Raw genomic sequence first — 22,000 nt, 5'->3', positions numbered from 1 at the left:
GCTGGCACGGGCTCACTCGTCGCGACGGAGCAGGACCGACTTGAAGTCGGTGACCGTGTTGAGCATGTTGTTGGGCATGGTGGGAGCGTCGATCGGGGCGCCCCGACGGGCGTCCTGCACCGAGCGGTACGAGCGCCGCCACAGCTCCCCGGCGCCCACGCTCCGCCGCTCCGCCACCACGTCGTCCGGCAGCTCGAACGGGGCGGGGAAGGGCAGGTAGCGCGGCAAAAAGTCGGCCAGCATCCGCTCCTGCTCGGCGAACGTCCGAGGGTCGGAGTCGGTGTCGTTGAGGCAGAACACGTCGCGGTTGCGGCGGGCCAGCAGCTCGGCCAGTCGGGCGGGGGTCGAGGGGTGGCCCAGGTCGGCGTACTCGTACTCGATGTCGCCGGGGACGGCCTGCGCGGTCAGGAACGCCCAGTACTGGTGCAGCGACGACGGGATGGACAGGTCGCCGTGGTGCCGGAACCGGTGCCGCGCGGTGGCCATCACCTCGTCCGGCAGCGTGCCCTCGATCTGCTGCATGATGCTGCGGCGCAGCGCGAACGGGGTGTGCTTCATCTTCTGCGTGATGGTCACGCCGAACTGCCGCTGGATGTGCCGGCGGTTGTTCTTCCCGGCGGCCTTCACTGGCGGGTCCTCCGGCTTCGCCTCGCCCAGGCCGAACTGGGCCGGCGAGGGGAAGAACTTCGCGATCCCGTTGGCATGGAAGAAGTGGTTGGGCAGCAGCGGGCGACCGAGGAACACGTCGTCGTTGAGGTAGAGAAAGTGTTCGGACAGGCCGTCGATGCGGTGCAACCGGGACTCGATGGCGTGCGAGTTGTACGACGACCGGCCGCCGAGGTCGGCGAAGAGTTCGGCGTGCGAGACCACCGTGATCATCGGGTGGCTCGGGTCGAGCCAGCTCGGCAGTTGGCTGTCGGTGATCAGGAAGATCCGCCGCAGCCAGGGCGCGAAGCTGTGCAGCGACCGCAGCGAATACCGCAGCTCGTCGCGGTTGTGATAGCGCGAGGAGTTCGCGGCGACCGCGTGCAGCGGGCCTTCGGGACCGCCGAGCGCCAACGACTTCCGCTTCAGCCACTGCGGGTCGGAGCCGTCCACCCACGTGTAGACGGCGTCGATCGGGAAGCCGATCCGGTCCGGCGCTCGGACGGCCAGGTCCCGGCGGGTGCCGTAGGTGTGGTCGTCGGCCTCGGGAACGAAGTGGCTCATCAGCGCCGCCGCCACCCGGACCGGCTGCGCCCGGGCGGGTGCCTCGTCGACGACCCCGTTGCGCCGCGGCGCGCGGACCATGTCCCCGTGCCGGCTCCAGAACTCGATCTCGCAGGCGAACTGTGCGCCGAGGACCACACCGGCGCGGGCGTCGGTCACCGGGAAGCAGACCTGGATCACCTCGGTCGGGGTGGCGTCCGGTTGGTCCCGACGGGGCTGGACCTGTACCACCCGGACGTCCGCGCCGGCCAGCGCCGGCGCGGAGCGGATCAGGCGTTGTACCGCCGGCCGGTGGTCGTCCAGGACCGCGACGGTGCTGCGCAGGTGGTCGTCGTTACGGATGCAGTGGTATTCGATGCCGGCCGCGTGCAGCGCGGTGGTGACGGCCGTGAGGTTACGGTGCCACTGCTGCAACGGGGTCGCCGCGGCGACGACCTCGGCACGGGTGCGAACGCCACCGTCGGTCACTGCCACCCGGGCGCCGAGGGGATGCACCGTGTCGCCGCCGCGCGGGCGGGAGAGCGTCTGCACCAGGCCCATCCGCCGGTGCGCGGGCAGCAGGCCCATCAGCCGCCGCCGGGCCGGTGACGGCAGGAGTCGGTAGATCTTCAGGGCGATCATGAGCTGGGCCGTCCGTTCGCTACGGCCGCCTCGTCAGCGGGCACCGTTCAGCCCTGCGTACGGTTGGCGGGGCGACGTCCCACTCGCGATGATTCGACACACATCCGTGCGGCCATCACTGCATGCCTTTCCACAGATCCCCCGTTGACACCGCGTGGCGATCTGACGTCCGACCGCGCATCGGCTGGCGGCGGACACCGATCTCCGGGCCGGACCGCGTTCTCCCGTGAGGGTCGACGCTGGCCGCCGCAGGTGGCCCGGGGCAGTGCATTTTACCTGCAGGCCATCAAACAACCACATGATCGATACCTGGCCTACAGGCAAAAATGGCATAAGGACGGTATGGGGGCATTCGAGAAGATAATCCTGGCCATTCGGGTGGTTCAATGACACCGGGTCGGTCGACTGACCGTGCCCTCGCGAAGCTGCTCAACTCCGCGCGCGACCGGTACGGCCGATCACCGGCCACTGCCGTGACCTGGCAGAGTAGCGGGGTGACCGAGACCGGACCCGCCGCGACGAGGGTGCTGCACCCACCGGTCGGCTACCGGCTGACCGCCTCGGTCCGCGCCCTCACCTTCAGCCCGTACGACCCGTGCGCCCGGGTGGCGGCCGGCAGCTTCTGGTGGGCGACCCGCACCCCGGTCGGTCCGGCCACGCTCGCGCTGCGGCCAGCCGGCGGGGAGTTGCTCGCCGAGGGCTACGGGCCGGGGGCCGAGCACGTCGTCGCCCGCGCCGACGCGATCGCGGGACTGCGCGACGACCTGACCGGCTTCACCGAGTTGGCCTCGGCGCACCCGCTGGTCGCCCGGCTGGCCCGCGAGCACCGGGGGCTCCGGATGCCCGCCACCGGGCAGGTCTTCCCCCGGCTGCTGCGCGCGGTCTTCGAACAGAAGGTCACCGGCAAGGAGGCCTACCGGGCGTACGCGGCAATGGTGCGGCACTTCCGGGAACCGGCTCCCGGCCCGTTGCAGCCGCTGCTCCTACCGCCCGAGGCCGCCGCGGTGGCCGCCACCCCGTACTGGGTGTTCCACCCGTTCGGGGTGGAGCAGCGTCGGGCCGACACGCTTCGTCGCGCCGCGGCGCTCGCCGACCGCCTGGAGCGCAGCACCGACGCCACCGACGCCACCCGCCGGCTCACCGCGATCCCCGGCATCGGGCCGTGGACGGCCGCCGAGGTGGTCCGGATCGCCTACGGGGACCCGGACGCGGTCAGCGTCGGCGACTACCACATCCCGAACACGGTGGCCTGGGCGCTGGCCGGCGAACCACGGGGAGACGACGCCCGGATGTTGGCCCTGCTGGAGCCGTTCCGAGGTCACCGGGGCCGGGTGTGTCTGCTGCTGGAGGCCGCCGGCATCCGGGCGCCGAAGTACGGCCCGCGTGCCCCGATCCGGTCGTTCGCCGGCTACTGACCCGTTGAAGCGGACGGGGCCAGCCACCGATGCGACGGCGGCGGGAGAGGCCGGCCGTCAGCCCCGCTCGCAGCGACGCCCCAGCCCGTCGGCCTCCATCCGCAGGTAACGGCGGAGCAGCCCGCCGTACAGCCAGCCGATCAGGCCGGCCAGCGGACCGGACTGGTCGATGGCCAGTTCGACGCGGGTACGCCCGTCGGGCAGCGACAGCAGCCGGTGCTCCCCCGTGGTCCGCACACCCGGCGCGGCGGAGACCCACACGAACTCCCGCCGCTCGGTCAACTCGGTGACCCGCCACACGGCCGGCCGCAGCTTCGGCTGGGTCAGTCGCGCGGTCGCGCCGACGGCGAGCGGCCCCGGCTCCCCCCGCTCGGCCTGGGTCACCGAGTCGGTCCACTCGGGCCAGCGCCCCACGTCGACGAGCACCGCCCAGACCTGCTCGGCGTCCGCGGCGATCTCGGTATCGGCCTCGAACCGCATCACGTTTCCTCCCCGGCGGCGCCGCTCGGCACCGCCCCGGGTACGGACGAGGCCGCCGCGAGCATTGTGACAGCCCGATCCTCCTCAGTGGAGGCAGGCGGCCGGCCCGCGGTCAGGCGGCCTCGTGCAGGTCGGCCAGGGTGAGTGGGGTACGCCGACGCAGCAGTTCCTCCAGCTCCGGCACCGAGCCGACCTCGCCCAGCACGTTGCGGCCGCCGCCGAACCGCTCCGGGTAACGGCGGGTCAGCCGGAAGCGGTAGCGGCCCCGGATCAGCTCGACGCTCACCCGCCACCGCCCGCAGCAGTCACAGACCCACTCGGACACCTGGCGAAAGTAGCTCTGACCTGGGGTTATTCGATTCGCCCGGTCGGGACGAGCGACGCGTAGGCGGACACGCCACCCCGGCACCCACGGTGATCTGCCTCACGGCTGTCGGCACCGTCTGATTGACTGGTCGGCGTGGACCTGCCGATCAACCCGCCGGTCGAGCCGATGCTGGCCAAGAGCGTTCCCAAGCTGCCCACCACGCCCGGGGTGACCTACGAGCCCAAGTGGGACGGGTTCCGGTGCATCGTGTTCCGCGACGGCGACGAGGTCGAGTTGGCCAGCCGGGGCGGCAAGTCGATGACCCGATACTTCCCCGAGGTGGTCGAGCAGGCCCGCCGGCAGTTGCCGCAGCGGTGCGCGGTCGACGGGGAGTTGATCGTGATCCGGCGCGACGGGCCGAGCGGCCAGCCCCGGCTGGATTTCGAGCTGCTGGCCCAGCGCGTCCACCCCGCCGCGTCCCGGGTGAAGATGCTGGCCGAGACCACCCCGGCCGACTTCGTCGCCTTCGACCTGCTGGCCATCGGAGACGAGGCGCTGCTCGACCAGCCGTACCCGCGCCGCCGGGAACGGCTGGTCGAGGCGCTGGCCGGGGTGCGTCCGCCGGTGCACGTCACCCAGGTCACCACCGATCCGGACACCGCCCGGCGCTGGTTCGACGTCTTCGAGGGCGCCGGGCTGGACGGGCTGATCGTCAAGCCGGCCGACCTGCCGTACGAGCCGGGCAAGCGACTGATGTTCAAGGTCAAGCACGCCCGCACCGCTGACGCCGTGGTGGCCGGCTTCCGCTGGCACAAGTCCGGCCCGGTGGTCGGTTCGCTGCTGCTCGGCCTGTACGACGACGCCGGGGTCCTGCACCACGTGGGCGTGAGCGCGTCGTTCAGCATGGCCCGCCGCGCCGAGTTGCTCGACGAGCTGGCGCCCTATCGGGACACCGGCGGCGAGCACCCGTGGGTGCACGGCGACCACGAGCGCGGCCAACGCATCCCGGGTGGGGTGAGCCGGTGGACCGGCACGAAGAACCTGGAGTGGGAGCCGGTGCGCCCGGAACTGGTGGTCGAGGTGGGCTACGACGCGATGGAGGGCGAACGCTTCCGGCACACCGCCCAGTTCGTCCGGTGGCGCCCGGACCGCGACCCCCGGTCCTGCCGCTACGACCAGCTCGACCGGCCGATCCGCTTCGACGTCGACCAGGTGCTACGCGGCGACCCGACGGCCACCGTGGACCGCGCCGCCACCGGCCCGGCGTAGCCTGGCCGTCGACCCGATCCCGGAGGACCACGTGACCCGCACCGCCGACCAACCTCGGATGGCGACCAGCCGCCGGGTCCGTCGCACTCTCGCCGCCTTCGGCGTCGCCGCGCTGCTCACCGCCGGTTGCACGCTGCCGGCGTTCGCGCCGCGCACCGAGGTGGAGGGCGCGGCTGCCCCGACCGGCAGCGCACCCACCTGGCGGCCGTGCCCGGAGGTGCCCGACGAGCTGGTCGGGCGGAGCGCGCCGAACATGCGCTACGAGTGCACCCGGATCGCCGTGCCCCGTGACTGGGGCACCGGCGGTGGGGCGAGCACCGGCCCGGGCGCCGGGGAGACCTTCGAGATCGCCCTGCTGCGAGCCCGGTCCACCAAGCAGCGCGACCGGGTGGGCTCGCTGGTGGTCAACCCGGGCGGTCCGGGCGGGTCCGGCGTCGACACCGCCGTCTACCTGTCCTTCGGCAGTCAGTTCGGCGGGCTGCCCGCGTCGATCACCGAGCGCTTCGACATTGTCGGCTTCGATCCGCGCGGGGTGTCCCGGTCCAGCCCGGTGAAGTGCATCTCCGACGCCGACCTGGACGCCAGCTTCGGTTACGACCCGGACCCGGCGAGCCAGGCGGCATTCGACGGCTTCGTCGGCCTGAGCCAGCGGATCGGGCGCGGCTGCGGCGACCGGTACGGCGACCAGTTGCCGCTGTACGGCACCGAGCAGGCCGCCCGTGACATGGACGCGGTACGCGCCGCCGTGGGCGACGACAAGCTCACCTACCTGGGCTACTCGTACGGCACCCTGCTCGGCGCCACGTACGCCCAGCTGTACCCGCAGCGGGTGCGGGCGCTGGTGCTCGACGGCGCGGTCGACCCACAGCAACGGTTGATCGAGGGCTCGGAGAGCCAGGCCCGCGGCTTCGAACGGGCCTTCACCAACTTCACCACCTGGTGCGCGGCGAACGCGGGCCGCTGCCCGATCGCTCCGGACGCCCGCGCGGCCGTCACCTCGGCCATCGACAAGGCCAAGGTCTCCCCGGTACGCGGGGCGGACGGGCGGGAGGCCACCGCCGGCTGGGTGTTCTACGCCGTCATCTCCTCGCTCTACACCGAGTCGGGTTGGCAGGAGCTGGCACAGGCGATCGACAAGCTTGCCGAGGGCGACCCGAAGGACGTGTTCCGGCTCGCCGACGCGTACGCCGGCCGGGAGGACGACGGGCGCTACTCGAACCTGTTCGACGCCAACCTGGCCATCAACTGCGCCGACGAGACGGAGAAGCCGAGCCGGGAGCAGATCCGGCAGTTGCAGTCCGAGTGGCGCGGGAAGTACCCGCTGTTCGGGCCGGCGCTGGCGGTCGGCATGCTGAGCTGCGTCGAGTGGCCGGGCGGGCGTGACCCGTACCCGACCGGGAAGGCGAACGGCGCGCCGCCGATCGTGGTGGTCGGCACCACCGGCGACCCGGCGACACCGTACGAGCAGACCCCCCGGCTCGCGTCGATGCTGGGCGTCGGCCGGGTGCTGACCTGGGAGGGCGAGGGGCACACCGCCTACCCGCAGACCTCCTGCATCACCGAAGCGGTCGACGCCTACCTGCTCGACCTCACGGTTCCTCGGGAGGGCCTGCGCTGCCCGCCCCGCTGAGCGTTGTGACAGGCTCCCGGCATGACCGATCTGATCTACCGGGAGGCGGTCCGGGCTGACCTGCCCGCCGTCATCGCCCTGCTCGCCGACGACGTCCTGGGCAAGGCCCGCGACTTCACCGAGGTCGACGAGGCGTACGAGCGGGCGTTCGCGGCCATCGACGCCGACCCGCGCAACCAGCTGATCGTGGCCGAGCAGGGCGGCGACCTGGTCGGCTGCCTCCAGATCACCTACATCCCGGGTCTGGGTCGGCACGGCAGCGAGCGGTCACTGATCGAGTCGGTCCGGGTCCGCTCCGACCGACGTGGCCAGGGGTTGGGCCGGGACCTGATGACCTGGGCGATCGACCAGGCCCGGCAGCGCGGCTGCGCGCTGGTGCAGCTCACCACCGACAAGACCCGCACCGACGCGCACCGCTTCTACCTGAGCCTCGGCTTCGTCTCCAGCCACGAGGGCATGAAGCTCGCCCTCTGACCGCACACGGGCTAGGTTCGCCGCCATGAGCCAGCCGAGGAGCCCCGGCAGCCCGCAGCAGCGCCCACCACGGCGTCGGCGTGGTCTGCTGCTCCTGGCGGTCGGGGTGGTGCTGCTGGTGGCGGCGTTCTGGCTGCCCGGGTGGCGCAGCGTATACCCCGACCGGACCGAGGTCGTCCCGGGCGCACGGCTGGCCGGTTGGGCGTTGCCCTTCGCGGTGATCGCCGCCGGGTGCGCGGTGCTCTCGCTGACCACCACGGGGGGTCCCGCTCGTCGGCTGTGGCGGCAGGCCAGCCGCGGGCTGCTCATCGCCAACGCGCTCGCCTGCGGCAGTCTCACCGGCGTGTACTGGTACTTCGAGGCCGAGGATCCCTTCGTCGGGCACGAGCTGCTCTCGACCGCGCCGGGCCCCGGCATCGTGCTGGCCCTGGTGGGCTGCCTCCTGATCCCGCTCGCCGGCGCGCTTCCCGAGCGCCACCAACCCACCAACCAGTTCGGGGGCAAGCAGCCCGGGGGCGACCAGCCCTGACCGGGCGGGGCCGGCGTCGATGCCGGACGGGGCCAGCGCCTCTCCCCCGGGCCCTTTGGAGCTGATGTCGTAAACGATTCACCGCCGCGATTCGGCTACGACATCAGCTCCACAGTGGGCGCGAACACCATGCCCTTCCCGTCGCGCCGGCCGCCCGACCAGCCGACAGCAGCCCTCCGACAGCGGCCAGCCCCCGACAGCGGCCAGCGCCCGACAGCGCCAGCCCTAGGCAGCGCTCAGCCCTCGACCAGGCGTCCGTCGCGCAGCACGAGGACCCGGTCGGCAAGGTCGATCAGGGCCGGGTCGTGCGTGGCCACCAGGGCGGTCATGCCGCGGGCGTGCACCACCGCGCGCAGCAGATCCATGATGGACCGTCCGGTCTCCGAGTCGAGCTGACCGGTGGGCTCGTCGGCGATGAGCAGGTCCGGCTCGTTGGCCAGCGCGCGGGCCACCGCGACCCGCTGCTGCTGCCCGCCGGACAGCTCGTACGGGCGCTGCGCGGCGTGCCCGCCCAGGCCGACCAGTTCCAGCAGCACCGCGACGCGCTCTTCCCGCTCCGCGGCCGGCACCTGCGCCAGCCGCAACGGCACGCCCACGTTCTCGGCGGCGGAGAGGATCGGCACCAGCCCGAAGGTCTGGAACACGAACCCGACGGTGCCCCGGCGCAGCCGCAGCAGCTCCGCCTCCCCGGCGGACGTCACCTCGTGCCCGGCCACCACCACCTGACCGCTGTCCGGTCGGTCCAGCCCGCCGATGAGGTTCAGCAACGTGGTCTTACCGGCCCCGGAGCGGCCCCGGATGGCCACCAACTCGCCCCGCCCGGCGGTGAAGGACACGTCCCGCACGGCGTGCACAGCGTGCTCACCCCGGCCGAAGGTGCGGCTGACCCCACTGACCCGGACCACCTCGTCGGGGTTTGCCGTCAGCTCGCCGCCAAAGCCGGTCGCGCCGGTCACCACCATGTTCCGCCGGCTCATGCCCGCGCCCCCCGCTCCTCCGAGGCCCGGTCGCCGGGCCGTACCTGCACATGGTCGGGCTCCAGGTCGAGCCGGACCCGCTCCTTCAGCGCGAGCGCGTCGACGAACGCCGCCGGCAGCTGCATCCGACCGTTGCGGTCCAGCACCGCGTACTCCTCGCTGACCAGTTCCGTGTTGCCGTCCGCGTCGATCCGGGCGGTCCGGCGTACCTCGGAGGCGGTTCGGCCGTCGCGGATCGCGACGGTCCGGCGGACCTGGGTGGCCACGGCGTGGTCGTGGGTGACGACCACGATGGTCACGCCCAGTTCCGCGTTGATGGTGCGCAGCGCCGCGAAGACGTCCGCGCCGGTCGCCTCGTCCAGCTCACCGGTCGGCTCGTCGGCGAAGAGCACCTCCGGGTCGTTGGCCACCGCCACCGCCACCGCGACCCGCTGCTGCTCGCCGCCGCTGAGCTGCCCCGGCCGCCGGTCGGCGCAGTAGCCCACGCCGACCAGGTCGAGCAGTTCCCGGGCCCGCTCCCGGCGGGCCCGGCGGCTGCGCTTGCCCGCCAACTGCATCGGCAGCTCGACGTTCTCCAACGCGTTGAGGTACGGCAGCAGGTTGCGGCCGGTCTGCTGCCAGACGAACCCGACCAGCTGCCGCCGGTAGCTCAGCCGCCGCTTGGCCGACAGCGAGAGCAGGTCGTAGTCGGCCACCCGGGCGATACCGGCGGTCGGCGTGTCCAGGCCGGAGAGGATGTTGAGCAGGGTCGACTTGCCCGATCCGGAGGCACCGACGATCGCCACCAGCTCACCCCGGTCGATGACCAGGTCGAGCCCCTGCAGGGCGACCACCTCCACCCCCTCGGTCTTGAAGATGCGCACCAGGCCGTCGCAGACGATGTGCCCGCGTAGGCGGTCCTGCCCGCCGGCCCGCTCGGCGGCGCGAAGCGCTGCCCGCTGTTGCAGCGCTGCCAGGTCAGGCACCAGTGGCGTCTGGGCGGTAGCGGTCATCTCAGCTCTCCTCTCCGAGCCGAAGCACCTCTCCGAGGCGCAACCGGCGGTTGTTCAGGGCCTCGACGGCGACCGCGAAGCCGAGGGCGACCGCCCCGAGCGCGAGCACCGCGGCGACCAGACTGGGCTCGAACGCCACCCGGACGGGCACACCACTGGTGAACGCGGACAGGCCGAGCACCGGGTTGAGCAGCAGGGGCAGGACCGCGCCGACGAGCGCACCGGTCAGCACCGACACCGCGACCAGCGGGGTCAACTCGACCAGCAGCAGCCCCCGCCACTGGCGGCGGGACAGGCCGAGGGTGCGCAGCCGGGACAGCACCTGGCCCCGGGACCGCGCGCCGGCCAGCACGGTGAACGCGATGGCCAACAGTCCGAGCAGGGTGCCACCGACGGCACCGCCGAGGAACCCGAAGGCCAGCACCCCGTTCGCCCCGCCCTCGCCGAGATCCCGGCGGACGTCCGCCCGGGTGTCGACGGTGACCCCGATCAACCGTTCCCGACCGGTGACGGCGCCGCTGCGCTGGTAGCGCTCCTGGCCCTGGTCGCCGGCGACGCGCAGCGCTTCCGCGTCCAGTGGGTCCCCGGCAATCAGCAGGCTGGTCGGCACCGGTGTGGTGGTCCGCGTCGGCAGGGCCTGCCAGGGCAGGATCACGAACCGGCTGGCGTTCGCCGCCAGCATCGGGAAACCGGCCTCGGTGCCGGCCACCCGGAACTCGTACCGCTCGCCCTGCACCACGACGAAGGCGGAGTCGGTCAGTCCGGCCTTCGCCAGGTCGGCGGCGATCGCCGGGGAGACGATCGCCGGCAGCGGACCCGGGCCGGGCAGGGCGGTACGCAGCGCGGCCGGAATCGACAGGTCCACCTGAGATTCGTGGGCCACCAGGTCCAACCCCGAGCCGTCGACCAGCAGCACGTCCGTCTGCCCGATGGCGGCGTCGGTGCCGACCTCGTCGGCGGCCAGCCGCTCATCGTCCTCGTACAGCACCCGCGTGACGGCCCGGACCCCCGGCAGACGACCCAACTCGTCGACGGTGTCGGGTGCGAAGCGCTCCCCCCGGATCACCGCGTCGGCGGGCACGAGCTGCGCGGCGGCGCGTTCCCGGCTCGCGTCGACGCCAGCGGCGACGACCGCACAGAACGCGGCGGTGCCGATCGCCAGCACCACCACGACCAGCGGGGCGGCGACCGCCGCGCGGCCGGCGCGGGCCGTGCCGAGGAACGCCACGCTGCCCCGGGTCCGCGCGGCCAGCCGACTGACCAGCAACAACGGCCAGGGGTACGCCCGCAGCGCCACTACCGCCGCGGCGACCGCGAGGAGCACGGGCACCGACACGAGCAGCGGGTCCACCTCGCCGAGGGTCAGCCCCCGTCGGCGCAGCAGCACCGCGGCGAGCCCGGCCAGGAGCAGCAGGGAGATCTCCACGGTGAGTCGACGGGCCGACGGGCGCACCCGAATCAGGTCCCGGCGCGCCGCTCCGCCGGCCCGTACGGCCAACGTCGCCAACGGCAGTGCCAGCGTGACCAGCACGGTCACCGCGATGAGGTACGGCACTGTCGGGTCGGGGGCACCGGGGACCAGGGTGCCCAGCCACCAGCCCAGCACGGCGGCCACCGGAACCACCAGCACCGACTCGGCGAGGCTGCGCCGGGCGCCGGCGGTGGCCCCGCCGCCGCGGGCACGCAGCAGCACGAACTCGGACCGACGCCGTCTGGTGGCGAGCCCTGCCGCGAGCACGATGAGCCCGGCCAGGGTGGCCAGTACGCCGGCCGCGATCACCGCGAGCAGGGTCCGGACCGCGTCGATCTGGGCGGCGAACGCGCGCAGCGGCACGTCGACGCCCTGGGTCAGGGCGAGGTCCGACGGCTGGTTGCGTTGCATCACCTGTAGGCCGTCGATCAGCTGATCCAGCTCGCGGGCGTCGATCCGGTCGACGCCCAGGCGGTACCGCCAGATCGACTGGATCGGCCAGCCCTCCACAGCCCGCTTGTTGAGGGCCGACTGCGCGACGACGCCGGTGATGATGAACGGCTGACCGTCCCCCACCGGTTCGATGATCTGCAACATCTGCGGCAGCGCGTCCCAGATGCCATTCTCGCGGTCGACGGGACGGAACAGTCCGGACACCAGCAGGGGGGAACCGTCGACGAGTTTGCCCTTGTCATCGGTGTTGCCGATGCGCAGTTGGCTGCCGGCGCGCAGGTTGAGTTTGCGGGCCACGTCGACGTCGAGCGCCACCTCTATCGGCCGGTCGGGAACGTACGTCTCGCTCGGCCACGCGCCCTCGACCAGGGTGCCCGCGCCCTGGATCTCGGGCATGGCCCGCAGGCCCAGGTCGAGCAGCAGGTTGCGGGCCGCCAGATCCGGTCCGACCACGCGGGCCGCCTGGGTCTCGACGCTGTACCACCGCTCGGTCACCGCCGAGCGCACCTGCTCTGGCATCTCTGCGGCCAGGGTGGTGAACCGCTCCGCGGCGTTACCCATCGCGGTCCGCTGCGACGGGGCGGGCGCCATGGTGCTGGTGTACGTGAGGTCCCGGCGTTCCGCCGGCTCGCTGGTGAGTTGCGCTCGCAGGCCCTGCTCGGCGAGCCGGTTGACCAGCCGGGGCACCCCACTGATCAGCAGCGTGACCACCAGGGTCAGCACCGCCAACAGCAGGAACTGCCCCCCGTACGCCCGGACCCGCCGGACGGCTGCCCCGACGCTCATCGTTCTCCCCCGATTCGCAGCTGCGCCGCCGCCACCCGCTGACGGATGCCGGTGGCGATGAACGCGCTGAAGGCGAGCGCCGCCAGCAGCAGACCGACCGCGGTCAGGCCGATCGGCACCCAGGGCAGCGCGAACGCCGCCGGGGGGACCGGCCGGCCGGCGGCCGGGGTGAGGATGACCAGTGGGGCCATCGTCGCGCCGACGGCGGTGCCGAGTAGCAACCCGACGCCCACGCCGATGCCGGCGAGGAACGTCTGTTCGGCCAGCAGCGCCCGGGCCATCAGCCGGGGCGTGGCGCCGAGGGTGTGCAGGACCGCGAACTCGCCGAGCCGCCGCCGGGCGGTCGCCCACACGTCCACCATCAGGCCGACGATGGCGAGCAGCACCGCGCCGAGCGCGGCGGCGAGCATCCCGGTACGCGAGCCGCGCCAGTACGGGTCGTCGGCGGCCGCCTCGATGGCCGCCTCCCGGTTGAGCACGGTGACGCCCGGGAGTTCGCTGGCGGCCCGCGCGGCGGCCGTCGCGTCGGCGGCGCCGACCCACCATTCCGGTACGGGTCGCACCGTCCCGTCGCTGCGGATCAGCGCGTCGACCGCCGCAGGCAGGTCCAGCAGCACGCCGGCCGCGGTGGTGGTCGGCACGGCGGTCAGCTCACCGACCAGGTGCACCCGCAACGTCGTACCGGAGAGCGTCAGGTCGGCGGTGTCGCCGACACCAAGGCTCAGTGCGGCGCTTACCGCGGGCGTCATCAGCACCGGTACGGGCTCGTTCACTCCCGCCGGCACGACGGCGAACCGGCTGGACGGCTGTTCGGAGAGTCGCGCGTCGGGAACCATCTCCACCGCGTGGGTTGTGGTGAACCCGTTGGCGGTGGGCTGCACCCGGGTGGGCTCCTCGCCGCGGGTGGTCATCACCCAGTCGCCGGTCAGCTCGACCGGTCGGGTCGTGCCGTCGGCACCGACCGCCGTCAGCCCGTCCATCTGGAGCCGGTACAGGTTGCCGGTGCCCGGCCCACCATCGGCTTCGAACCCCGCCAGCCGCAGTCGCGCCCCACCCCCGGTGGGCAGTTGCACCCTGAACCGGGTGGCCCGGCCGTCGCTGTCGGCGTCGGCTGCCGGCAGCCGCAGGGCGAGCCCGTCGGAGCTGGTGACCAGCAGGGTCACCGCGACCCGGGCCGATCCGGCGCTCCCGGTCACCGGCGTCCGGACGGTGCCGGTGATCGTGCGCGTGTCGGCGGGCAACTCGACGCCCGCGGGGGCCCCGCGCGCGCCGATCATCCCCTGGTACCGCTGCGCCGCTGATCCGTCGGCGAGGCGGTCGGCGAGTCGGACGACGCCCGAGGCGCTGGCCGGGTCGAGGCCGATCACCGTCGCCGACAGGTTCTGCCGGCCGACCCGGAACTCGTCCCGCCACACCGGCAGCACCCGGTCCACGCCCGGCAGCGCGGCGAGCTGATCGACCCGGGTCGGCGGGGCGGCCCCGGCCCGTTCGGTGACCCGGACGTCGGCGCCGACCGTGTAGCCGGCCTGCTCGACCTGGGACCGCTCGCCGGTGCTGATCAGAGACCAGGCCAGGGTGCTGCCGCCGACGGCGAGGGCGAGCAGCAGGACCGGGCCGGCGTGCGGACGCCGACCGGCCTGCCACATGCCGAACATGGTGGCGGTCCAGGGACGACGGTCGACGAACCGCTCCGCGAACCGGGTGAGCGGCGGGAGCAGCCGCAGCGCCAGCACGGCACCGGCCAGCACGCCGAGCGTCGGGGCGGCGATCAGCAGCGGGTCGAGGCCGAGCCGGCCGCCCGAGCCGGCCAGCGGGGAGGCGTAGCGGCGGAGCTGCACCCAGGCGAGCACGGCCAGCGCCACCAGCACCAGGTCGACGCTGGCGCGTTGGACGCTCGCGGCCCGGTTCGGGCGGGATCGGGCCGCCATGTCCGCGACGTACGTCCCGGCGCCGCGCAGCGTCGGCAGGACCATGGCGACGAGACAACCGGCCGCGGTGGCCGCTGCCGCCGCCCAGATCAGTGTGGTGTTGCCGCCGGCGGTGGACAGGTCACCCGACCCGCCGGGCCGGATGTACCGCAGCGCCTCACCGGCGATCAGCGGACCGAGCACGGCGGCCGGGGCGACCACCAGTGTCGCCTCCCGGGCGGCCAGGCCGGCCAACTGCCGACGGGCGGCGCCGCGGGCGCGGAGCAGCGCGGTCTGTGGGCGGCGGTCCTCGTGCAGCAGCGCGGCGACGAGCACCAGCGCGTACCCGCCGAGCACCAGGATGAGCAGCAGCGGGGTGGCCAGCGACGAGCGACCCACCAGGTCGGCGCGGGAGATCCGGTCCAGCAGCTGCGCCATCTTCGTCACCGCCTGCCCGGAGCTGCCCAGTTGGGCGGCCTCGGGCACTGCCGACAGCGCCTCGGTGAGGGCTTGCCGAACGGCGGGCAGGTCGGCGGTGTCGACGCCGCCGAGGTCCGGTTGGGCGAGCCAGGACGCCGACACGGAGCCCGGGAAGGTGGCCGCGAAGTCCGCCGGGTCGAGCGTGAACGGGCCGTACGACGTTCCGGAACCGGCGCTGCCCGCTCCCACGCCGGGGGCCAGCAGCCAGTACGCGTCGGTCGGGTCGCGGGGCCGCCAGGTGCCGGCGAGCACCAACTCTCCCCGTCGTTCGGTGGCCCGGTCCCGCACCGGGACGCGTTCGCCGACGGTCAGGCCGAGGATGCCGGCGACCCGCTCGGGCAGGCTCACCTGGATGGGGTTGGCTCCGGGGCGGGGCCAGGCACCGCTGGTCAGCTCGGCGTGGCCGGCGAGGTCGTCGAGCGTGGCCAGGCTGGCGAAGACCGGCTCGTCGGCGGTACGCGGAATCTGCCCGAGGTCGCCGGTCAGCTCCCGGCCGGTGCCGTACCGGGCGGCGGTGACAACGACCGGGGCGCCACCGAGCCCGGTGGCGAACTCGTCGCGGACCGCCTTGTCCCGGGTTGCGAACTCCGCCGCGTCCCGCCCGCCCGAGCCACTGACCAGTAGGCCGCGCTCCTCGGCGGGCGAGGCGGCGACGAGAGCCCGCTGCCCGGCGTCGACGGCCCGACGGTTGTAGTCGGACAGTCCCGTGACCAACGCGACGGCGACGAGGGCGGCGATCACCGCCGCCATCAGCAACCCGCGCGCCTCCCGGGCCCGCCTCCACACCAGCTTCATCCGACGCCTCCCCTGGCCCTGGCGGGCCGACGACCATCAAGACAGGTCACCCACCGGGAAAGGTTCGCGCCCGTTACTTGATCGTTATTACGGGAGGGTCGGCCGAAGCCGGGCGGCTAGCTGCCGCGCCGAACGTTGCGGATGCCGAACACCACCGAGCCGATCACCAGCAGTACGCCGATGCCCTGCAGGCCCGGGGAGTCGTCGGCCCCGCCGAGCACGACGGCGGCGACGCCGAGCGCCACCCCGAGGACTGCGGCAGCGATCAGGGCGTACCTCATGGGGTTTCCTCCTCCACCCACTCGAGCAGGTCTCCGGGCTGGCAGTCGAGCACCCGGCACATCGCTTCCAGGGTGCTGAACCGGACGGCCTTGGCGCGGCCATTCTTGAGCACCGCCACGTTGGCCGGCGTGAGCCCGACGCGCTCGGCGAACTCACCGACGCTCATCTTGCGCTTGGCCAACTCGACGTCGATGCGGACGACGATGGGCATCAGATCACCGCTTCCAGGTCGCTGCGCAGCGTGGTGGCCTGCCGCAGCAGCGCACGCATCACCACCATGAGGAGCCCCAGCACGGTGACGCCCACCGTCAGGAGGAAGAGCAGGAGGGGCAGTCCCGGGTCGTCCGCGTTGAAGCCGACCCAGAGGAAGACGCCCACCAGCACCACCCAGGCCGCGGCGATGGCCCACACGATGGCATCCACCCACTTCAGGGACGCCTCGGTGAAGATGCGGTCGCTCTTGACCAGGCTGAGCAGCTGCCACGTCGCGACGATGACCACCTGGACGCAGAGCACCCAGAACACCGTCACGGCGGTCGCCGGCCAGCGCAGGTGGGCGTCCTGCGGCGACTGCTCAGCCATGTACGCGAACTGGCCGGGCAGCGAGAGGGTCTGGAACACGACCAGCACCCCGAACAGCACCACGAGAAAGACTCTGAGAGCGGCAACCGCTCGATGCTCAGTAACCATGCATCGAGTTTCGCTCGCTACCTATCGAAAGTCAATCGGTTCGTCAGTTGCCACCTGCCGCGCGGGGCACGTCGGCCGCCGGGGACGGCCTGGCCTTCTGGGGGTGGAACGCCTCGTGCCGGGCCAGCATGGCGACGAAGTCGACGATCTTCCGCTCGCGGGTCTCCGCCCGCTTGACCGCGTTGAGGCGGTGAATGAGGGCGAACCGGTTGGCCTTGGTGAGCACGTCGAACATGGCCTGCGCGGCGGGTTCGGCGGCGATCGCGGCGAGGAGGTCGGCCGGCACCTCGGCCTCCGACGGCGGGGCGTACGCCGCCGCCCACCGACCGTCCGCCTTCGCCGCTTCCACCGCGGCCCGACCCGGTGGCAGCATCCGCCCCTGCTCCTCCAGCCGGGCCACGTTCGCCACGTTGCGTTGCGACCACGAGCTGCGGGACCGGCGCGGGGTGAACCGGATCCACGAGGACTCCTCGTCCCGCTTACGGGCCTGCCCGTCGATCCAGCCAAAACACAGGGCCTCGTCGACCGCCTGCTGCCAGGTCAACGTCGTGACCGTGCCGCCCTTTTTGGTCAGCGCCAGCCAGACACCGGGCGACGAGGCGTGGTTCGCCGACAACCAGGTGCGCAGCGCGTCGGCGTCAGCGACGATCAGCTCGTCCAGCTCAGCGCTCGTCATGCCGGCAGGCTAACCCCCGGGTCCGACAGTCGGTGCCCGCCGTGGGACTCGACCAACGCGTCCGCCACCACGTCGGCGTCGGCGTCGGCCACCTGCGCCGGGTACTCCGGCAGCAGGTCGTCCCAGGCGACCAGCCACGACCCGAACAACTGAGCCTGCCCCTCGGGCCGAGCGAAGAACCAGATGTGCAGGTGGGCGCCGCCGTCGCCGAAGCGGTAGACGTGCGCCCGCGAGATGTGCGGCAGCGCCTGCACGTGGCGGACGATGCGGGTGCTCAACAACCCCAGCTCGGCGGCCAACTCGTCGGGCAGGTCCTCCATGTCGTAGTGCTCGCGCGGCAACAGCATGAGCACCAGCGGGACACCCACGCCCTCGATCCGGATCAACCGCCACCGCTCGTTGAACCAGATCCCTTCGTCCCGCTTACGGCAGGCGTCGCAGTCTGACGGATCCTCGCCGTGCCGCGCCGGCTCCGGGAGCACCGGCGGCCGCAGCGGCGCCACGCGAAGTCCGTCCGGCTCGAACGGACTGATCTCCCACCCGGTCATCCGCGCCAGGGGAAGGCGGTGCTCGTCGTCCGCGGCGGCAACCGCGTGGTCGTAGAACTCATCCGGTCGCATGGCCATGCGCGACAGACTAGTACGACAAGATCCACATCGGCGTGGACCGGCGGCGGCAGCGGCCATGGCGCAGCGGGCAGCGCGCAGCAGCCATGGCGCAGCGGGCAGCGGGCAGCGCGCAGCCCCGCGACCGGCGGCCCGATCGGACAAGACGACTGACTGTCCGGCAGCTCAGGCGGCGGCCACGGGCGGAGATGAGGGCGTTCGGCTACGTTCGCCGGTGGTAGTGGTTGCGGCGCGGGAGCTGCTCGGGGTCGAGCCAGGCCGGCGGCACGAACTCCGGGTGGCCGTCGTCGCCCAGTCGCACCGTCCACTCGCTCCGGTGGACGTGCCGGTGATGGTGGCCGCAGAGCAGGACGGCGTTGTCGAGGCTGGTCGGGCCCCCGTCGGCCCAGTGCCGGATGTGGTGGGCGGCGCACCAGCGGGGTGGCCGGTCACAGCCGGGAAAGGCGCAGCCGCCGTCTCGCAGCACCAGAGCCCGGCGCAGCGGACCGGTGACGAGTCGACGCTGTCGGCCCACGTCGAGCACCTGCCCGGCACCGCCGAGCACGGCGGGCAGGATGACCGCGTCGCACGCGAGTTGGCGCACCGTGTCGGGGGTGAGCCGCAGGCCGATGTCGAGAATGCCGCCACCCACCTGCCGCGCCAGCCCGTCGTAGTCGATGGTGACGACGAGTTGGGCGGGGTCGCCGCCGTTCTCGGGCAACTCGCCGGTGCGCAGCGCCAGCCGACACACGTCCGCGAGGGCGTCGTGGCGGCGCTGCCCGGCGCATCGGGTGTCGTCTGGCCCGGAGGGTGCGCTCAAAGGGTCGATGACGGCACGCAACAGTGTTGCGGCCTCCGCGTCGAGGGTGCCACTGAGCCGTAGCCGCCCGCCGGTCTGCTCGGAGATGGTGACGTGTCGGTCGCGGGTCGCCCGGGCGGCCTCGGCAGCCAGGGCCGCTGCGGTGGTGGCGTCGGCGAGGTCGGGGGCGACATGGTCGAGAATCCGGGTGCCCATCCGACGCAGCAGCGTGGGGTCGAACTGCCTGGCCCACTCGACCAGCACGCCGACCGCCTTGTCGGTCACCTCCGCGCCCGCCGAGGCCGACACCATGGCGGCCGTGTCAGCGATGACCCGGGCCTGCTCCACACTGACCGCCCCGCCCGCCAACGCCTCCCGCACCGCGGGTGGCGCGACGTCGACCGAAGCCGCGAGGCCGACGAGTCGACGCGCGGCCGAGACATCGAGACGTAGGCGCTCACGCAACCACACCGTTGTCGAGGACGCGCCCCGCGTCACCGCGACGCCGCGCCCGTCCAGCTCCCGGACGACCGCCAACTGCACCGCCGCCAGCCGCTGCTGCACCCGGTGCGTGACGTCGAGCGCCTCGATGAGGTCGCGCTCGGAGAGGGCCCAGGCGGCAGCGTCGGCGCAGCTCCCCACCGCCATCTCGGCCCGCACCAACTCATCGATCACCAACAAATTCTAGAACAGGTGTACGACAAAAATCGGCCGTCACAGGCGTGCGAAACCACCGACGTGGCCGCCGCACCGAATGCCCCTCGCCAAGATCCGCACAACATCAGCGATGTTGCTGTCTCCCACCCACCGGAGGCAGCAACATCAGGGAAGTTGCTCGAACCGCGGCGCGGGGAGGCGCAGCGCGCGGAAGCGCGGGCACGGAGGCGCAGCGCGCGGAAGCGCGGGCACGGAGGCGCAGCGCGCGGAAGCGCGGGCACGGAGGCGCAGCGCGCGGAAGCGCGGGCACGGAGGCGCAGCGCGCGGAATCTCGGGCATGAAAGGCCCGCTGGCCCCACCCGGGGAGGCCGGTCAGGGGCCGTCGGGGGTGCGCTTGGCGCGGCTGGGCTGCACCCGCTTGGGCTCGCCGGGCATCTTCGGGTGGTCCGGCGGGTACGGCAGGTCGCCCTGGCCGGCGGCGGCGTCGCGCTCGGCCCACTCCAACAGCGGGGTGATGTCCCACGGTGTGTCGTCGATGCCGGCGTGCGGATCACCGCGCTCGGCGAGCCGGGCCGGGACGGTCCGCAGGTCGAAGTCGTCCGGGTCGACGTCGGGTAGCTCGTCCCAGCTGACCGGGGTCGAGACGGTGGCCCGCGCGTTGGCCCGCAGCGAGTACGCGCAGGCGATCGTCCGGTCGCGCGCCATCTGGTTGAAGTCGACGAACACCCGGGTGCCGCGCTCCTCCTTCCACCAGGCGGTGGTGACCAGGTCGGGGTGGCGGCGCTCCACCTCCCGGGCCAGCGCGATGGTGGCCCGGCGCACCTCGGTGAACGTCCAGCGGGGTTGGATGCGCAGGTAGACGTGCACGCCCCGGCCGCCGGAGGTCTTCGGCCAACCGGTCGCGCCCAGCTCGTCGAGGAGCGCGTGGACCTCGCCGGCGGCCCGCGCCGCGTCGGCGAAGTCGGTGCCGGGCTGCGGGTCCAGGTCGATGCGCAGCTCGTCGGGACGGTCGACGTCGGCGGACCGCACCGGCCACGGGTGGAAGACGATGGTGCCCATCTGCGCCGCCCAGGCCACGTGCGCCAGATCGGTCGGGCAGAGCTCCGCCGCGGTCCGGCCGCTCGGGAAGGTGATCTGGGCGGTCGTCACCCACTGCGGAACTCCCCGGGTGGGCACCCGCTTCTGGAAGAACGCCTCACCCTCGACTCCCTCGGGGAAGCGTTGCAGTGTGGTCGGCCGGTTCCGCAGGGCGCGCATGATCCCGTCGCCGACGGCGAGGTAGTAGTGGAAGACGTCCGCCTTGGTGAACCCCCGCTGCGGGAAGATCACCCGATCCGGACTGCTCAGTCGGACGGTGTGCCCGGCCACCTCGATCTCGGCGGCCGCGGCCTTGGTGCCACCCATCCCGCGACCTTATGCCACGCCCCCGACGTTCGACGTACCGTTGACGGGTGAGTCTTGACGACAACGAGCTGCCCCGTACCGACGAAGAGTGGCGGGTCCGACTGACCCCCGAGGAGTTCCACGTCCTGCGGGAGGCCGGCACCGAACGCCCGTGGACGGGCGAGTACGTGGACACGAAGACCCAGGGCGTCTACCACTGCCGCGCCTGCGGGCTGGAGCTGTTCTCCAGCGACACCAAGTTCGACTCGCACTGTGGCTGGCCGAGCTTCGACGACGCCATCCCGGGCCGGGTCAAGGAGATCGAGGACCGCAGCCTCGGCATGGCCCGTACGGAGATCCGCTGCGCACGCTGCGACAGCCACCTCGGGCACGTCTTCCACGGCGAGGGTTTCACCCCGAAGGACACCCGGCACTGCGTCAACTCGATCTCCATCAAGCTCGAACCCCGCTGACCACGGAGCCACTCACTGCGTACCCCTGAGGAGTTCGATCTCGGCGGTCCGGGACTGTTCGATGCGCCGGGCCAGGTCGCGGACCCGGTCGTCGCGGCCGACGTCGACGTGGGAGCGGGCCAGGTCGGCGGCCGATCGCTGGTGGTCGGCGAGCACCTCGCGCAACACCCGGTCGACGTCCGCGTCCGGCGCGGTCCGCAGCCGGTCGAGCGCGGCGTCGTCGCCGTGCCCGTCGTGGTGGTGTGCTGTCGCGCTGGCGCCCGGCCCTGCCGTGGACAGCCAGCCGCGCATCGTGGTCAGCTCGTCGGCCTCGGTCGCCTCGATGGCGGCGGCCAGGGTGCGCAGCGCCTCGTCGCGCACCCGGTCCCGGGCCAGCCGGACGATCTGCAGGGTGCGTTCGCTGTGCCCGACCATGGTGCCGAGGAACACCACGTCGATCCCGCTCATCGCGTCCCCGTCGGCCGCCGGTCCGACGCCCGCGGACCCGGCCGGCGCCGAGCTGGCCGGGGACGCGGGGGCCGGCTGCGGCAGGGCCGACGGGCTCGACGTGGGTGATCCGGCGCAGGCTCCGCTGAGCAGCAGAGCGGCGACGAGGGACGCCAGCGGGGTACGGCGGGGCATGCCGGTGCTCCGTTCACGC

General features: G+C 73.0%; 21 protein-coding genes. 6 read left to right on the top strand and 15 right to left on the bottom strand.

The features are described 5' to 3' along the window. Positions 1-12: 12 nt before the first annotated feature. Positions 13-1,830, bottom strand: a complete 1,818-nt coding sequence (locus QSK15_RS09065) for a stealth family protein (RefSeq protein ID WP_285793729.1) — start codon at positions 1,828-1,830, stop codon at positions 13-15. Between the two features lie 494 nt (positions 1,831-2,324). Here QSK15_RS09065 and QSK15_RS09060 point away from each other — a divergent pair, with 494 nt between their 5' ends. After that, positions 2,325-3,245 carry a DNA-3-methyladenine glycosylase family protein gene (locus QSK15_RS09060; protein WP_285793728.1) on the top strand — a complete coding sequence of 307 codons (921 nt, stop codon included), beginning with the start codon at positions 2,325-2,327 and terminating at the stop codon, positions 3,243-3,245. 57 nt (positions 3,246-3,302) lie between these two features. On the opposite strand, the gene QSK15_RS09055 is transcribed toward QSK15_RS09060, so the two are convergent. Continuing rightward, positions 3,303-3,725: an SRPBCC family protein gene (locus tag QSK15_RS09055; RefSeq protein WP_285793727.1), complete on the bottom strand. Its 423-nt coding sequence runs from the start codon at positions 3,723-3,725 to the stop codon at positions 3,303-3,305. Positions 3,726-3,837: 112 nt separating this feature from the next. Then, a complete protein-coding gene (locus QSK15_RS09050) occupies positions 3,838-4,050 on the bottom strand; it encodes a hypothetical protein (protein WP_030336201.1) in 213 nt (70 codons plus the stop codon). 135 nt (positions 4,051-4,185) lie between these two features. Here QSK15_RS09050 and QSK15_RS09045 point away from each other — a divergent pair, with 135 nt between their 5' ends. From QSK15_RS09045 to QSK15_RS09030, 4 genes are read left to right on the top strand one after another with little or no spacing between them, the layout of a single operon-like run. Next, the gene (locus tag QSK15_RS09045) at positions 4,186-5,301 is read left to right on the top strand and encodes an ATP-dependent DNA ligase (RefSeq protein ID WP_285793726.1); all 1,116 of its coding nucleotides are present in this window, start codon (positions 4,186-4,188) and stop codon (positions 5,299-5,301) included. A gap of 58 nt (positions 5,302-5,359) precedes the next feature. After that, positions 5,360-6,931: an alpha/beta hydrolase gene (locus tag QSK15_RS09040; protein ID WP_285794368.1), complete on the top strand. Its 1,572-nt coding sequence runs from the start codon at positions 5,360-5,362 to the stop codon at positions 6,929-6,931. A 21-nt stretch (positions 6,932-6,952) separates the two neighbouring features. Continuing rightward, complete coding sequence (locus QSK15_RS09035) at positions 6,953-7,405, top strand: GNAT family N-acetyltransferase (RefSeq protein ID WP_285793725.1); 453 nt, start codon at positions 6,953-6,955, stop codon at positions 7,403-7,405. A 25-nt stretch (positions 7,406-7,430) separates the two neighbouring features. Next, complete coding sequence (locus QSK15_RS09030) at positions 7,431-7,934, top strand: hypothetical protein (RefSeq protein ID WP_285793724.1); 504 nt, start codon at positions 7,431-7,433, stop codon at positions 7,932-7,934. 236 nt (positions 7,935-8,170) lie between these two features. Here QSK15_RS09030 and QSK15_RS09025 read toward each other — a convergent pair whose 3' ends face one another. From QSK15_RS09025 to ligD, 11 genes are all read right to left on the bottom strand, one after another. After that, entirely contained in the window at positions 8,171-8,896 is a 726-nt protein-coding gene (locus QSK15_RS09025) for an ABC transporter ATP-binding protein (RefSeq protein WP_285794367.1), read from the bottom strand. Positions 8,897-8,907: 11 nt separating this feature from the next. Then, positions 8,908-9,903, bottom strand: a complete 996-nt coding sequence (locus QSK15_RS09020; protein ID WP_285793723.1) for an ABC transporter ATP-binding protein — start codon at positions 9,901-9,903, stop codon at positions 8,908-8,910. Position 9,904: 1 nt separating this feature from the next. Continuing rightward, positions 9,905-12,613 (bottom strand): FtsX-like permease family protein, encoded by a 2,709-nt coding sequence (locus QSK15_RS09015; RefSeq protein WP_285793722.1) that lies wholly within the window; start codon positions 12,611-12,613, stop codon positions 9,905-9,907. Further along, a complete protein-coding gene (locus QSK15_RS09010; RefSeq protein ID WP_285793721.1) occupies positions 12,610-15,795 on the bottom strand; it encodes an FtsX-like permease family protein in 3,186 nt (1,061 codons plus the stop codon). Before QSK15_RS09010 ends, QSK15_RS09015 begins: the two co-directional genes overlap by 4 nt. Positions 15,796-15,911: 116 nt before the next feature. After that, a complete protein-coding gene (locus QSK15_RS09005) occupies positions 15,912-16,076 on the bottom strand; it encodes a hypothetical protein (RefSeq protein ID WP_285793720.1) in 165 nt (54 codons plus the stop codon). Continuing rightward, a complete protein-coding gene (locus QSK15_RS09000) occupies positions 16,073-16,288 on the bottom strand; it encodes a helix-turn-helix domain-containing protein (RefSeq protein WP_030336216.1) in 216 nt (71 codons plus the stop codon). Before QSK15_RS09000 ends, QSK15_RS09005 begins: the two co-directional genes overlap by 4 nt. After that, positions 16,288-16,722, bottom strand: a complete 435-nt coding sequence (locus QSK15_RS08995) for a DUF2975 domain-containing protein (protein ID WP_285793719.1) — start codon at positions 16,720-16,722, stop codon at positions 16,288-16,290. The genes QSK15_RS09000 and QSK15_RS08995 overlap by 1 nt, the downstream gene beginning before the upstream one ends. 88 nt (positions 16,723-16,810) lie before the next feature. Continuing rightward, the gene (locus tag QSK15_RS08990; protein ID WP_285793718.1) at positions 16,811-17,443 is read right to left on the bottom strand and encodes a YdeI/OmpD-associated family protein; all 633 of its coding nucleotides are present in this window, start codon (positions 17,441-17,443) and stop codon (positions 16,811-16,813) included. Further along, positions 17,440-18,069 (bottom strand): HIT family protein, encoded by a 630-nt coding sequence (locus QSK15_RS08985; RefSeq protein ID WP_285793717.1) that lies wholly within the window; start codon positions 18,067-18,069, stop codon positions 17,440-17,442. The genes QSK15_RS08990 and QSK15_RS08985 overlap by 4 nt, the downstream gene beginning before the upstream one ends. A gap of 202 nt (positions 18,070-18,271) precedes the next feature. Continuing rightward, complete coding sequence (locus QSK15_RS08980; protein WP_285793716.1) at positions 18,272-19,522, bottom strand: HNH endonuclease signature motif containing protein; 1,251 nt, start codon at positions 19,520-19,522, stop codon at positions 18,272-18,274. Between the two features lie 354 nt (positions 19,523-19,876). Next, positions 19,877-20,908 carry a non-homologous end-joining DNA ligase gene (ligD, locus tag QSK15_RS08975; protein ID WP_285793715.1) on the bottom strand — a complete coding sequence of 344 codons (1,032 nt, stop codon included), beginning with the start codon at positions 20,906-20,908 and terminating at the stop codon, positions 19,877-19,879. 47 nt (positions 20,909-20,955) lie between these two features. On the opposite strand from ligD, the gene msrB reads away from it, so the two are divergent. Next, entirely contained in the window at positions 20,956-21,360 is a 405-nt protein-coding gene (msrB, locus tag QSK15_RS08970; RefSeq protein ID WP_285793714.1) for a peptide-methionine (R)-S-oxide reductase MsrB, read from the top strand. A gap of 12 nt (positions 21,361-21,372) precedes the next feature. On the opposite strand, the gene QSK15_RS08965 is transcribed toward msrB, so the two are convergent. Beyond that, positions 21,373-21,981 carry a DUF305 domain-containing protein gene (locus QSK15_RS08965; protein ID WP_285793713.1) on the bottom strand — a complete coding sequence of 203 codons (609 nt, stop codon included), beginning with the start codon at positions 21,979-21,981 and terminating at the stop codon, positions 21,373-21,375. Positions 21,982-22,000 lie beyond the last annotated feature (19 nt).

The sequence above is a fragment of the Micromonospora sp. NBRC 107095 genome, assembly GCF_030269705.1.
Taxonomy (GTDB): Bacteria; Actinomycetota; Actinomycetes; order Mycobacteriales; family Micromonosporaceae; genus Micromonospora; species Micromonospora parva.
This window is presented reverse-complemented; position numbering and strand designations above follow the sequence as displayed.